This window comes from Parasphingorhabdus pacifica (genome assembly GCF_054779195.1).
Genome location: NZ_BAAGYS010000006.1, coordinates 432,802 through 446,047, shown reverse-complemented (window position 1 = coordinate 446,047; position 13,246 = coordinate 432,802). Strand labels below are relative to the sequence as shown.

13 protein-coding genes are annotated in these 13,246 nt (G+C 67.8%); 4 read left to right on the top strand and 9 right to left on the bottom strand.

Annotated features, from left to right (window positions below; translation table 11 throughout):
- Positions 1 to 77 precede the first annotated feature (77 nt).
- From bioD to ACYVAN_RS08155, 5 genes are all read right to left on the bottom strand, one after another.
- Positions 78 to 779: a dethiobiotin synthase gene (gene bioD / locus ACYVAN_RS08175; RefSeq protein WP_460957343.1), complete on the bottom strand. Its 702-nt coding sequence runs from the start codon at positions 777 to 779 to the stop codon at positions 78 to 80.
- 17 nt (positions 780 to 796) lie between these two features.
- Positions 797 to 2,089, bottom strand: coding sequence for an adenosylmethionine--8-amino-7-oxononanoate transaminase (locus ACYVAN_RS08170; protein ID WP_460957341.1), 1,293 nt, complete (start codon positions 2,087 to 2,089; stop codon positions 797 to 799).
- A 562-nt stretch (positions 2,090 to 2,651) separates the two neighbouring features.
- Positions 2,652 to 3,293 carry a LysE family translocator gene (locus tag ACYVAN_RS08165; protein WP_460957339.1) on the bottom strand — a complete coding sequence of 214 codons (642 nt, stop codon included), beginning with the start codon at positions 3,291 to 3,293 and terminating at the stop codon, positions 2,652 to 2,654.
- A 124-nt stretch (positions 3,294 to 3,417) separates the two neighbouring features.
- Complete coding sequence (locus ACYVAN_RS08160) at positions 3,418 to 4,143, bottom strand: DUF5134 domain-containing protein (protein WP_460957337.1); 726 nt, start codon at positions 4,141 to 4,143, stop codon at positions 3,418 to 3,420.
- A 607-nt stretch (positions 4,144 to 4,750) separates the two neighbouring features.
- On the bottom strand, positions 4,751 to 5,116 hold the full coding sequence (locus ACYVAN_RS08155) for a winged helix-turn-helix transcriptional regulator (protein ID WP_460957335.1): 366 nt from the start codon (positions 5,114 to 5,116) through the stop codon (positions 4,751 to 4,753).
- Positions 5,117 to 5,230: 114 nt separating this feature from the next.
- Between ACYVAN_RS08155 and ACYVAN_RS08150 the strand changes: the two genes are divergently transcribed.
- Positions 5,231 to 6,769 carry an MFS transporter gene (locus tag ACYVAN_RS08150; protein WP_460957333.1) on the top strand — a complete coding sequence of 513 codons (1,539 nt, stop codon included), beginning with the start codon at positions 5,231 to 5,233 and terminating at the stop codon, positions 6,767 to 6,769.
- Between the two features lie 82 nt (positions 6,770 to 6,851).
- Here ACYVAN_RS08150 and ACYVAN_RS08145 read toward each other — a convergent pair whose 3' ends face one another.
- Positions 6,852 to 7,442, bottom strand: coding sequence for a hypothetical protein (locus tag ACYVAN_RS08145; RefSeq protein ID WP_460957331.1), 591 nt, complete (start codon positions 7,440 to 7,442; stop codon positions 6,852 to 6,854).
- A gap of 730 nt (positions 7,443 to 8,172) precedes the next feature.
- Positions 8,173 to 8,664, bottom strand: a complete 492-nt coding sequence (locus ACYVAN_RS08140) for an RICIN domain-containing protein (RefSeq protein ID WP_460957329.1) — start codon at positions 8,662 to 8,664, stop codon at positions 8,173 to 8,175.
- A 359-nt stretch (positions 8,665 to 9,023) separates the two neighbouring features.
- Between ACYVAN_RS08140 and ACYVAN_RS08135 the strand changes: the two genes are divergently transcribed.
- Positions 9,024 to 9,464, top strand: a complete 441-nt coding sequence (locus tag ACYVAN_RS08135; RefSeq protein WP_460957327.1) for a hypothetical protein — start codon at positions 9,024 to 9,026, stop codon at positions 9,462 to 9,464.
- Here the strand turns inward: ACYVAN_RS08135 and ychF are convergent.
- Both ychF and ACYVAN_RS08125 read right to left on the bottom strand, forming a co-directional pair.
- Positions 9,416 to 10,492, bottom strand: a complete 1,077-nt coding sequence (gene ychF, locus ACYVAN_RS08130; protein WP_460957325.1) for a redox-regulated ATPase YchF — start codon at positions 10,490 to 10,492, stop codon at positions 9,416 to 9,418. The genes ACYVAN_RS08135 and ychF overlap by 49 nt on opposite strands.
- A gap of 107 nt (positions 10,493 to 10,599) precedes the next feature.
- Positions 10,600 to 10,821: a hypothetical protein gene (locus ACYVAN_RS08125; protein ID WP_460957323.1), complete on the bottom strand. Its 222-nt coding sequence runs from the start codon at positions 10,819 to 10,821 to the stop codon at positions 10,600 to 10,602.
- 178 nt (positions 10,822 to 10,999) lie between these two features.
- Here ACYVAN_RS08125 and ACYVAN_RS08120 point away from each other — a divergent pair, with 178 nt between their 5' ends.
- Positions 11,000 to 12,484, top strand: a complete 1,485-nt coding sequence (locus ACYVAN_RS08120; protein WP_460957321.1) for an AlkA N-terminal domain-containing protein — start codon at positions 11,000 to 11,002, stop codon at positions 12,482 to 12,484.
- Positions 12,481 to 12,978 (top strand): methylated-DNA--[protein]-cysteine S-methyltransferase, encoded by a 498-nt coding sequence (locus tag ACYVAN_RS08115; protein ID WP_460957319.1) that lies wholly within the window; start codon positions 12,481 to 12,483, stop codon positions 12,976 to 12,978. The genes ACYVAN_RS08120 and ACYVAN_RS08115 overlap by 4 nt, the downstream gene beginning before the upstream one ends.
- Positions 12,979 to 13,246: the final 268 nt, after the last annotated feature.

Genomic DNA, 13,246 nt, shown 5'->3' with positions numbered 1-13,246 from the left:
CTAACAGCAGGTCACCCGCCGGTCAGGACATCGAGCGGGCCTGTCGGCGGATCGAGCGGTCTTGCCGGGACTTGGCCCTACCGTTCAGGCATCTCGTGGTCCCAGCTTCCGCCGAGCTTTGGGGCCAGTCCCCGAGCCGCTATCCGGCCGAATTCCGCTGGTGCCGCTTCAGCTGCCCGCTCCGGAATCGCCCCCAGCAGGCGCGCGCCGACCGCTCCGGGCAGGTCCGCGAAGTTGCACCGGGCCGCCAGATCCGGAGTGCCCGGCCAGCTCCCGATGACCACGCCCGCGCACGCCAGGTCGCGGGTGCGGAGCGCTTCAGCGGTCAGGGCGGCGGCGTTCAGCACTCCGAGCCCGGCTTCGGCCACCACCAGCACCGGCGCACCCAGCCGCGCCGCCACGTCGGCGAGGGTGCTGCCCGCTTCGTCGTACTGCACCAGCAGCCCACCGGCTCCTTCGACGAGCACCAGGTCGTGCTCGTCCGCGAGCTCGGCGACCGCCGAGGCCGTGGCTTCGGCGGTGACGGGCGGCGTTCCGGACAGTCGCGCGGCCGTGCGCGGGGCGAGCGGGTCGGGGAAGCGGCCGAGTTCGACCGCCGTGACCGGCCCGGCCAACCTGGTGATCTCGGCCAGATCACCAGGCTCGCCGTCGGCGACACCGGTCTGTGCGGGTTTGACCACCGCGACCCGCCGGTGCGCGGCGAGCGCCGCCAGCGCGGCGGTCACCACGGTCTTGCCTACCCCGGTACCGGTTCCGGTGATCACAACGATGCCGTCCACGAGGCGCTTCCTTTCGTTCAGCTCGCTGCCGCCGCGGCCAGCGCGGCCGCGGCGATGCGGTCGAGGTCGGCGTCGTCGGTGACGTACGGCGGCATCGTGTAGATCATGTTCCGGAACGGCCGCAACCACACGCCGCGCTCGATCGCGGCGCGGCTCGCGGCGGACATGTCCACGGAGTGGCCGAGCTGGATCACCCCGATGGCGCCGAGCGCGCGGACGTCGACCACTCCCGGCAGCTGTCGGGCGGGCACGAGCCCCTCGGAGAGCCGCTTCTCGATCCGGCCGACCTCCCCGCGCCAGTCCTGGTCGAGCAGCACGTCCAGCGAGGCGTTCGCGGCGGCCGAGGCCAGCGGGTTGCCCATGAACGTCGGGCCGTGGGCCAGCACGGGAACCTCACCGGTGGAGATGCCTTCGGCCACCTCCGACGTGCACATGGTCGCGGCCATCGTCAGGTAACCACCGGTCAACGCCTTGCCGAGGCACATCACGTCCGGGCTCACGGCCGCATGATCGGCGGCGAAGAGTTCGCCGGTGCGGCCGAACCCGGTGGCGATCTCGTCGAAGATCAGCAACACGTCGTGCCGGCTGGTCAGTTCGCGCAGGTCCCGCAGGTATTCCGGCGAGTGGAAGCGCATGCCTCCCGCGCCCTGGACCACGGGTTCGACGATCACCGCCGCGAGTTCGTGCGCGTGCTTTTCCAGTAGGTCGGACAGCTGCCGAACGTACTGCTCGTCGTAGTCGGCAGGTGGTGCGTCGGCGAAGACCTGCGGGGCCAGCGCCCCGTCCCACAGATGGTGCATGCCGCCTTCCGGGTCACACACCGACATCGGGTGCCAGGTGTCGCCGTGGTAGCCGCCGCGCCAGGTGAGCATGCGCCGCTTGCCCGCCCGCCCCCGGGAGCGCCAGTACTGCAGGCACATCTTCATCGCGACCTCGATCGACACCGATCCCGAATCGGCCAGGAACACGTGCCGCAGCGGATCCGGGGTGATCTCGACCAGACGACTGGCCAGCCGGATCGCGGGCTCGTGGGTCAGCCCGCCGAACATCACGTGGCCCATCCGGCCGAGTTGTCCGCGGATCGCCTCGTCGATGACCGGATGCGCGTAGCCGTGGATCGCCGACCACCACGACGACATGCCGTCGATCAGTTCCCGCTGCCCGTGCACCGGTTCGGCCATCCGCAACCGGACCCCGTGCGCCGACTCGACCAGCAACGGCGGGTCGGTGGCGGGCATCGTTCCGTAGGGGTGCCAGACGTGTTCCTGATCCAGCTCCAGCAGGCGCGCATTCGACAGCGGCTCAGTCATCGTGAACTCCTCCGCACAACACCATGCCGACGATCATGACGGTCCCGCGATCGGGACCGAACGTGCGCCGCGAACAACAAGCGAACGGCGACATTGTCCACGGCGGACAGTGATCGACCCGCTCGGGCCGTGCGGAGGTGCGCCGCGGCCGGCGGTGGCCGACCCGCCGCTGAGCACGCCTGGAGGCAGACGGGTCAGGTGGGCGGCGCGGGACGAGAGGCTCTTCGCGATCTCTGCCCGGAACGGGCCCTGCCCGAACGTCCCCTGCCGGTGGCGCCTCGGACGTTGGCCCGTCGGTCGCCGGATGCGTACTGCGCGGAAATGCGTACTCCTCGGTGCTGCATCAGCACCCCCACTGGTTCGGTTCCGGGTCGCGTGCAGGTGGTTCGGCGCCGATGGCGATCGGCGTCACCACTGGGATGGAGTGACCGCCCGTAGCGTGACGGCGTTTCAGGTAAAACGCTCGCTGAACCATTCGAGTTGCATCTCGCCGCGCACTGTTACCGAGCCGATGCGAACCAGGCGGTTCCGGCAAAGCTGAGGACGCTCGACCGGCGCGGTGTCAGACTTCCGCGGCCAGCTTCACCCCGAGCCCCACCAGCACGGTCGCCGTCAGGCGGTCCAGCACCCGGCGCACGCGTTCCCGGAGGAGGAACGCGCGCGCTCGCCCGGCGATCCACACCAGGCCGGAAAGCCACACCAGGCCCACCACCACGTGGATCGCGACGAGAACACCGCCCCACCCGGTCGCGGCCGGTCCGCTGGGCAGGAACTGCGGCAGCAGGCTGATGTAGAACACACCGACCTTGGGGTTGAGCAGATTGGTCAGCAGTCCGGCTCGGAAGGCCGAACGGGTGCCCACGGGCACCGGCGCCTCCTCGGCGTGGCGCGCTTCGGGGGCTGCACGACGGTTGCGGGGCAGCGTCCGCCACAGGGCCGTCGACCCCAGCCAGATCAGGTAGGCGGCGCCGAGCACGCGGACGAGGTTGTACGCGAGGTCGGACGCCGCGAGCAGCGCGGTCAGCCCGGCGATGCTGGCCGTGCCCCACACGAGACAGCCCGCCGCCACGCCGAACACCGCCGCGAGGCCTCCCCTGCGGCCGGCGAGCAGACCGTGCCGCAGCACCAGCATCGTGTCCAGACCGGGCGTGATCACCCCCAGGACGGCCACCACGGCGAATCCCCACACGGCCGCGCTCGTCATCGCTCTCCTTCCGCAAGCCATCGGACCCGCAACATTCCAGCACGCAGCTCCGTAGCCGGCGAGACCTGTCCGAGCGCTGATCTGCGTGGCCGGATACCGCCGCGCGCTGCCGGAGCTGACGGGCTCAGAGCATGATCAGCAGCATGTAGGCGGTCGTGAGCGCCATGAGAATCTCGGCGATGATGTCGATCCCGGGCCTGGTCAGCACGGCGGGCGGCGTCGAGAGCGTCCCGCCCGCGACCGCTGCGGAGTCGGTTCTGCCGCTGTTCACGAGGTCGGCGACCAGCCATCCCGCTCGCAGCACCGAATGCACCACGAGAAACCACGCCAGCAGCGGAAGCACCAGGCCGGAGTGGTCGTGTTCGAGGACGACCGCCGCGTTGCCGTGCCCCGCGCCGTGCGAGTGGGCGGCCGGGGCGCCTGCGGAGACGACCTGCACCGGACCCGACGATGCCGGACTCGCCCCGTGCGGTTGCGCAGCCAAGAACATGTAAGCCATCGCCGCGCTGGACGCCGTGTGATGCAGGTGCAGTCTTCCCGGAGCCCGGTTCGTGGTCGAGACCGCGCGCTCGGTGCCCGGTCGGCTCGCGCGGTACGCGGCCGCGCCCGTCCACCCCGCCCCCAGTGCGAACACGACGCCCCAGACGGGCCTGGTCCAGCCGCCCATCGTGGGCAGGAGCATGACCAGCATTCCGACGCCCATCAGCACCTGGAGCAGTTCCGCGCCGAGACCGGACCGCGCACGCGCGGACTTCGCCCGCATCCGGTCCACCACCAGGACGCCGCCGTGGACGGTCACCGCGAGCATGGCCACCGCGCACATCCAGAGGGACCAGACCGGTCCTGCCATAGCTCGCTCCGTTCGGCGCGGGCATGATCGCGCACCACGCTACGAGCTGTGGAGGTCAAGTCAAGGGAAGAACGGGGCCGCACCGTCACCGGGAGGTGTGCTGCTCTTCACGCGGACGCGGATCGCCGGATGGCGCATCGCAGGCACGCACGTGGCGGACGAAACCGCCGGTCGGGTGCGTTCCGGCCCGCGTTTCGAGGCTGCTCCGGGCGTTGCTCCGTGTGATCTGCTCACAGTGGACTCAACGGGCACCATCACGGTCAACGCGGGCAGTTCCACTGTTGTCTCACCGGGATCGAGGGTGAGTCCTTGGGCGATCGTTTCATGGTCACCTCGCGCTACTGCCGTGCCCAGATCGGAGACGTAGACGGCAGAGCGATCGTCGTCGCACCCGGCGACCTTGCATAGTTACATGGTCACAGCGTCGGCCACCGGACGATCGCGACAAGGCCCTGGTCGCGATCTCGCATAGTCAGACGGAGGCCGTTCAGACCGGAACAAGAACCTCCCGGACAGAGGTGTTTGGGCACTACCTCCGTGCTGCCGTACCTCGTGTTCTGGTGGCGCTAGGAGCCGTCTTCGTCTTCACCGGTTCTTCAGGCACAGGTCACCGAGAAGGCTGGGTGTTGGCTGTCGACCGGGCCGTTTGGGTATCGCGGTACCACTGTCCCCACTGGTCTAGCTGGTCGGCGATGTTTTCTAGGCTGCGTCCGATAGCCGTCAGCGAGTATTCGACCTTGGGCGGAACCTCGCGGTAAACGGTTCGGAGTATGAGGCCGTCGGCCTCGAGTTCGCGTAGCTGCCGGGTCAGCATGCGCTGGGTGATGCCGGGCAGGGCACGTTTGAGCTCCCCGAAGCGCTGGGCCCCGGGGAAGAGGTGTTTGAGGATGACGAACTTCCACTTACCACCCACCACGGCCATGGCAACCTCGATCGTGCAGTAATCGGGCATCTGCTCCACGTCTTCACGCATGGCCTTCCATCTTTCCTCGTACCTTCGTGCCCTGCATGGGTATACGGATTGGCACTACGCCACAAAAAAGACAGTACTTGCTGCGAACAAGGGCTACTGACGAGTCTTCTCTGTGTGAGTACTGAACCCTCGTCCCGAATGGACAGCACCCGCACTACCCCTGTCGTCACACCGGTGCGGCGTTGGGCAGTTCTGGGAGTGCTGTGCACTAGCCTGCTACTCGTCGGCATCGACCTGACAGTGCTGCACGTCGCGGTACCAACAATCAGCCGCCAGCTATCGCCGAGCACGGCCGAGCTGTTGTGGATCGTCGACATTTACCCATTGACCGTGGCCGCGCTTCTGGTCACGTTCGGCACCCTGGCCGATCGGTGGGGCCGTAAGCGCCTGGCACTGAGCGGGTTCGTCGTGTTCGGACTCGCCTCGGCCGGTGCGGCGGCCTCGGCTACTGCGGCCCAACTCATCCTTACACGGGCTGCACTCGGAATCGGCGCGGCCATGATGATGGCCGCGACCGTCGCCATCATCCGCAACGTGTTCGCCGACCAGCGTGAACGCGCCCTCGCACTTGGGTTATGGACCTCGGCCAACAGCGTTGGTGCTGCCCTCGGGCCGGTGCTGGGCGGACTGCTATTGCAGCACTGGTGGTGGGGAGCGGTGTTCCTGGTCAACGTTCCAGTGGTCGTCCTCGCAGTCGCGGCAGGAACTCGTCTTATCCCCGAATCCCGCGATCCTGCGCCTCGTCGGTGGGATGGGCTCAGCGCCGCGATCTCCGTGGCCGGCCTCGGGGCGGTGGTGTTCGCCCTCAAGCGGACCGCCGAACAAGTTTCGGTGGATACAGTCGGATTCGTCACCGGCGTGGTGGGACTGACTCTGCTGGTGTGGTTCACGCGTCGGCAGCGCCACGTGAACCACCCCTTGCTGGATCTCTCGTTGTTCTCGGACCGGCGTTTCTCCGCGGCAACGCTGTCCGTGTTCGTGTGCTTCGGCTGTTATGCCACGCTGCTGTACTTCGCCACCCAGTTGCTGCAACTCGCAGGGGGCTACTCCCCTCTGCAGGCGGGCCTGGCGTTGGTACCTCTCGCGGTGGCCAGTGCGCTCGGAGCTGTGCTCGCCCCACAACTGGCCGCATGGTGGACTTATCGTTGGGTGATCACCGGTTCCTTGGCCGCGTTCGGAACGGCGTTTGCCGGACTGGCCGGCATGCTTTCGATCACCTCACAAGCCGGTGCCACCACCTCGGGGGTTCTGCTGGTCCTCACTGGTCTGGGAGCTGGCGTGGTCATGACGCTCGGCGCCGATGCCATCATGACCACGGCGAGCGCTGACCGCGCGGGCGAGGCAGGGGCAATCCAAGAGACCTCGTTCGAGCTGGGATCCGGTCTGGGCATCGCAGTGCTGGGCTCGGTCTTAGCCGTTGCCTATCGCATTCTCCTGCAGGCCCTACCTGCCAGTGCCGATGCCAACTCCCGCGACTCACTCGGCGCCACACTCGAGTACGCCGACTCTCTCGAATCACGAGCCGAGCCGGTACGCCAGGCTGCGCAGCACGCCTTCACCCAAGGATTGGCCACCGCCTCCATGGCAGCCGCCACCGTGCTGATCATTACCGCTGCCGTAGCCGCAGTACGACTTCGCAGCACGGCGAGCTGAAGCTGCGATGCCGTGAGCATCCCGCCCGCCACCGCTTCGGACTCGCCCCTCCTCTTACTGGGCCGGCTCCGCGCGGCGTGGATCATCCGCCGGTGAGAAAGTCCTCGGCTTGCTGGCGGAGAGTCGGCGGAGCGGCGGACCAAGCCGGGGTCCGCATCACTTCGCGCAGCTTGACCTCCTTTACCTCCCGCGGGGCGTCCCTACGCAGGCCCACGTGGGCCCACAGTTGCTCCAGTTCGTAGTACGGAAGGCCCCACGAGGCGCCGGCAGCGGTCTCTGGTTCGCTGGCTGGCGACGGAGGCACGACGTGGACTTCCTCGGCGGTGGCGGCGGGCGTGATCTCGACGAGCTCGAGTCCCAGCTGGTCGACGAGGTCGCGGAACAACCTCCGGTAGTCCTCGACGGTGTCAGCGGAGGGCCGTTCTCCGTCGAAGAACAGGGCAAGCACCCAGCCGGCGTCGCCGGTGTGGGCGAGATCTAAGACCAGCCGGGTTGTGCCCGCCTCGCTGGTGAAGGAACGGTGCGCGAGGCTCTGCTTCGCTCCTGGTCCCACGGTGCGAGGGGTCTCTTCGAGCTGAAGCGTGTCGAGCAACCACCGCTGCTGGTCAGAGGTCAGCTCTCCGGTAGCGAGCGCCCTGATCGCAGGCAAGTGCATGCGGCCTTCCTTGGTCATGACAACCTCCTCGGTGCTCCAGTGCCCGGCCACCTCAGTTGATCACACGAGGGCAGGTACTCGGTTGCGAATCACGATTCCTGGGGTTGATCACGTCGACACAGAGCGTCCCTCTTGTCACTCTTGTCACTCTTGTCACTCCGGAAGTAGATTGCCCCGGGACCACAGTTCCCCTGTTTGGACCTGAGATCGACGCTGGCGTATCGATGCAGGTCACCAACCTGACCTCTTAGGCGGCGAGGCCTCTGCCTGCGAGCTCGTTCGGGGTCTGAGTAGTACTGGATCAGGATCTGGCGATAGCGGTGGTCATCCTGGCCAGACGACGTTCGGATCAGGGCATGATCGCGCACCACGCTCCGAGCTGTGGAGGTCAAGTCGAGGGAAGAACGGGGCTCGGAACTCTCATGCCGAGTCCCGAGCCCCGTTCTTCGCTACGGACGAGCACACATTGAAGCGGAACGACTGCCTGGACGTTCGCAACACGCGTCGATGTCCGCTACCGGCAGCGTGACCGGCGGACACCTGTTTGCGATTTGCTGTCGCTTTTGCGGCCGTTTTCGACCCGCTGACGAACAACCGGCGAAGCCGCCGCACTGCGCGGTCGCGCCTGATTCCGGTGCGACCTCCACGAGTACGCATCCCGCCATTCCGTTCTTACCGGGCAAAGCAGAGCAAGCGGGCAGGGTCATGCGTTACCGATACGCCGGAGGCGACGCCGCGAAAATCCCGATCAATTGGGGATGATGTCCTTGTGTGCGCGCTCGTTGAAATACCAGAGGCGATCAACCGAGGAAATCTCCCGGTTTCGGACAACGAGGTCCCAGTATCCGCCGTAGTCGTAGACACACATCACAACCGAAGTATCGACATGCGAGCAGAGCTTCACCAAGCGACCCTCACCGGCAACGTCATTCCAAACGTGCCACTTCTGCCGGTCCGATTCGTCAGCCTTTTTGAGCAGGACGGGGGTGGCATCGGCCTTGGGGTCATCGCTACCAACGTCCACACGGAACGTCCCGTTCTCGTCCGACTGTTCAATATGAATAATGTCGCGGCCATAGGCGTCTTCGCCTACTTTGACCGTGTTCCACCTTTGGGGGTAGGTCTCATCGTAGGCCGAATAGCGAGTAACGATGATATGTTTTCCATCCACGAGGGATCCATCGCGGACGGAAAGTCGACCACCGTTGAGTCGATTGAGGACGAGCGCGTCCTCGTGCACGTGTGCCATTTCCAGCCTCCGATTGCGTGTTGCAATGACAATTCCGGACGCTACATGTGCTCCGCGTGCCAGAGTAGGACTTCTTGATCATGTCATCATGATGGCCTAGCGATCACCCGTATGCCACGGAACGTCGCCACTGAATGTGGCTCTTGAATAATGGTGCACATCACAGGAGTTCGTCCTGTTCGGTGAAGTTACGCGACAGAGCCTGGTCCGATCCTGTTCGAGCGGCCCAACACCACAGGATTCGAATGATTCGGCGTCGGGCAGCAGGTCCAGTCGTTCGCCCCGAGCGGTCGTGGCGAACGCCATCGCCGGATTCGAGCACGCTCTGGTCAGAGCCCCTCAGAGTAGGCATGGCCGATGTGTTCAGACACGCGGGAGCTCGGGGCAGCGCTCGGGGTCGCCCTGATCGGCAGCCCGGAACGGTGCTGTATCGCGCGCAGACGGCCACCGCAGCAGCCGAGTTGCCCTCGGACGCGCGCGCCGAGGCGGGCGACACGCTCGGCGGTGCGGCGGCCGTCGCCGACAGCCTGCCGCCCGCCGAGGGCACGCTCGTGCTCGACACCGCCCGAACCGCGTTCACCGACACGTTGCAGACCGTGTCGATCGTCGCCACCGTGGTGGCCTTCGCCCTGCCTCCGGTGGTCGTCGCGGTGCTGCACCAGGTCGGGAAGCCAGGACCGGCCGCCCGTCGCAGCGTTGAGGCCCGAGCAGGTTCGAGACCGGCCGCGACGCCGAGGGACGATCACACGTTGAAGCGGAACTCCACCACGTCGCCGTCGTGCATGATGTAGTCCTTGCCTTCGATGCGGACCTTGCCCGCCGACTTGGCGGAGGCCATCGATCCGGCCTCGACGAGGTCGCCGTAGGAAACCACCTCGGCCTTGATGAAGCCGCGCTCGAAGTCGGTATGGATGACACCGGCGGCCTGCGGGGCCGTCCAGCCCTGGCGGATCGTCCAGGCCCGGGCTTCCTTCGGTCCCGCCGTCAAGTAGGTCTGCAGGCCGAGCGTGTGGAACCCGGCACGGGCCAGCGCGTTCAACCCCGGCTCCTCCTGGCCGACCGATTCCAGCAGCTCCTGCGCGGACTCGGCGTCCAGCTCCACCAACTCCTCCTCGACCTTGGCGTCGAGGAAGACCGCGTCGCCCGGTGCGACGAGTTCCCGCAGCTCCTTCTTGCGCTCCTCGTCGACGAGGACACCCTCGTCGGCGTTGAACACGTACAGGAACGGCTTGGTGGTCAGCAGGTTCAGCTCGCGCAGCTCCGGCGAGTCGGCCTTGCCCGCGTTGAACAGGGTCTTGCCGGAGTCCAGGATCTCCTTGGCTTCCTTCGCCAGCTCCAGTGACGGACGCTTTTCCTTGTTCGTGCGAGCTTCCTTCTCCAGCCGAGGCAGCGCCTTCTCCAGCGTCTGCAGGTCGGCCAGGATCAGCTCGGTGTTGATCGTCTCGATGTCGCTGGAGGGCTCGATGCGGCCGTCGACGTGCACCACGTCCGGGTCGTCGAACACTCGGATGACCTGGCAGATCGCGTCCGCCTCGCGAATGTTGGCGAGGAACTTGTTGCCCAGCCCCTGCCCTTCGGAGGCTCCCTTGACGATGCCGGCGATGTCGACGAACGACACGGTCGCCGGGATCGTCTTCTCCGACGAGAAGATCTCCGCCAACGTGTCCAGGCGTCGGTCCGGAAGCGGCACCACACCCACGTTCGGCTCGATCGTCGCGAACGGGAAATTCGCAGCGACGGCGTCGTTACTGGTCAGCGCGTTGAACAAGGTCGACTTGCCGACGTTGGGCAGGCCGACGATTCCGAGGGTGAGGCTCACGGGGACGTAAGTCTAGGCGCTACGGTCGTCGATCACAGAAGCCCGGTCGCCGCACCGGTTCCGATGCAGGGCACGAAGCTGGTGCGGCGTTCCGGTAGAAGCGGCCGTCAGTCCTCCTGCTGACCGCCACCGCCTTCCTCCTGCTCCTCGCCGCCGTCCTGGCCGCCTCCCTCTTGGCCACCTTCTTCCTGTTCCTGCTCCTGCTCCTGTTCCTGGCCGGGCATGACGCCCGCGTCATCGCAGGCCCCGGTGAGGGTGAGGGCGAGAGCGGCAGCGGCCGCCGTGCCGGAGATCTTCAGGACGCGGGCGAATCGGTTCGTAGTTCCCATGCCCCGACAGTAAGCAGCGAGCACTCCGGCAGTACAGCTCGGGCGGTGAATTCCCCACCCACGAGCGAGCCGACCTGGTCAGCGCCCTCGTCCGAGCACCGACACCGCCCGATCACCCCGCGCCCAGATGTCCGATTCCCGCTAGTTACCCGCACCTCCCAGTGGCACTATCGGGAACGTGCTGGTCACGACGGAACAAGCCCACCGGGCGATCGCCGCGCGAGATCCCCGCTTCGACGGGTATTTCGTGCACGCCGTGCGCAGCACCGGCATCTATTGCCGCCCGTCCTGCCCTGCCCGCACACCGAAACCGGACAACAGCCGCTTCTTCCCCACCACCGCCGCCGCGCAGGCCGCCGGCTACCGCGCCTGCCGCCGGTGCCTGCCCGACGCGGTGCCCGGGTCGCCCGAGTGGGATCTGCGGGCCGATCTCGCCGGCCGGGCCATGCGGCTGATCGACGACGGCTGCGTCGAACGGTCAGGAGTGGACGGGTTGGCCGCGCAGCTCGGCTACTCGACCCGGCACCTCACCCGCGTGCTGACAGCTGAACTCGGCGCGGGACCGCTCGGTCTGGCCCGCGCGCGCCGCGCGCACACCGCCCGCACCTTGATCGAGACGACACCGTTGAGCTTCACGGCGATCGCGTTCGCCGCCGGGTTCGCGAGCCTCCGCCAGTTCAACGACACCCTGCGCGAGGTGTTCGCGACCACCCCGACCGGACTGCGCGAGCAGGCGCGGCGACGCGGCGGCCCGGACGGCACGGCGGCCGGTTCGATCTCGTTGCGGCTGCCCTTCCGAACACCCTGCGACACGAGCGGGCTGCTGCGATTCCTCGCGGCCCGAGCCGTCCCCGGCGTCGAAGCTCACGATGCCGACGGCTACACCCGGTCGCTGCGACTCCCACACGGCACCGGCATCGCAACTCTGCGCCCCGAAGCCGACCACTTCTCCTGCGTGCTGCGGTTGACCGAGCTGCGAGACCTCGGCAGCGCGGTCACCCGGCTGCGTCGGCTACTCGACCTCGACGCCGATCCGGAAGCCGTGGCCGTCGCCCTGCGGACCGACCCGGTGCTGGCACGGGAGATCACGCGCGCACCCGGTTCGCGCGTCCCGGGCAGCGTAGACAGCACCGAGACGGTGATCCGCGCGGTTCTCGGGCAGCAGGTTTCGGTGCGCGCGGCACGCACCACCGCCGGGAACCTCGTCGCGGCGTTGGGCGAACCGCTCTCCCAACCCCACGCGCAGGTGACGACGCTGTTTCCCACCGCGCCGGTGCTGGCTGCCGAAGCCGCGAACGTCCTCACCGGGCCGCGCAGCCGGGTGGAGACGGTGCGCCGGGTCGCGGAGGCGCTCGCCGACGGAACGCTGCGGGTCCACCCCGGACGGGACGAAGCCGGACTGGAATCCGACCTGCGCGGCATCACCGGCATCGGCCCGTGGACGTCGAGGTACGTGACGATGCGGGTGCTCGGAGCCCCCGACGTGCTGCTCGACGGCGACCTGGCACTGCGCCGAGGCGCCGCCGCGCTCGGACTCCCGAGCGGGTCCGGCGCTCTACAAGAACACGCACGGCAGTGGAGTCCGTGGCGGTCCTACGCCGGGATCCTGCTGTGGCGGGCCGCCGAACGCGGCGGCACTCGCGGAAGAGAGGCGGAATCATGACCAGTTGGTCCACTGTGGATACGGAGTTCGGACCGTTCAGCGCGGTCGTCGCCGAGGACGAAGCGGTGCTCGGTTCGGGCTGGACGGCGGATCCGGACGAGCTCAGCGCGCTGATCGCACCGGAGCTGCTGCCGGAGCGACCGCGCGAGGTCTCCGACCTCGGTGCCGTCACAAGGGCGATCCTCGCCTACCACCGAGGCGACCTGGACGCCATCGACACCGTTCCGGTGCGGCAACGCGCCGGTCCGTTCCTCGGGCACGCGCGCGAGGTACTGCGGAAGGTCCCGCCAGGAGAGCCGGTCAGCTACACCGAATTCGCCGCCCTGGCCGGTCGCCCCAAGGCGGTGCGCGCGGCGGCGTCGGCATGCGCGGGCAACGCGGCCGCGCTGTTCGTGCCGTGCCACCGCGTCGTTCGTGGCGACCGCTCCCCCGGCGGATTCCGGTGGGGAACGGAGGTCAAAGACCGCCTGTTGCGGCACGAACGGCAACAGTGACCGTTCCGGGGAGCACTGCTGGGCACGCTCCCCCGGCAGGTCCGGAACGCGCCCGCCGGGCCGAGATCTGTTTCACAAGCGTGGCAGTCACCTTCCGCGTGGGACGCGGGGTCGGGTTCTCCGGTGTTCTTTCGCGAGGACAGCTCCGACGTGGCGTACGCCGGTGCGCGACGTCGGAGATCCCGCGGCGAACGGACCGGAGTAGAGCGAAGCGATTCCGTGGGAGACGGTGGTCGGGCGACGGGCGGGCCGGAGGTTCCGCTGAGTG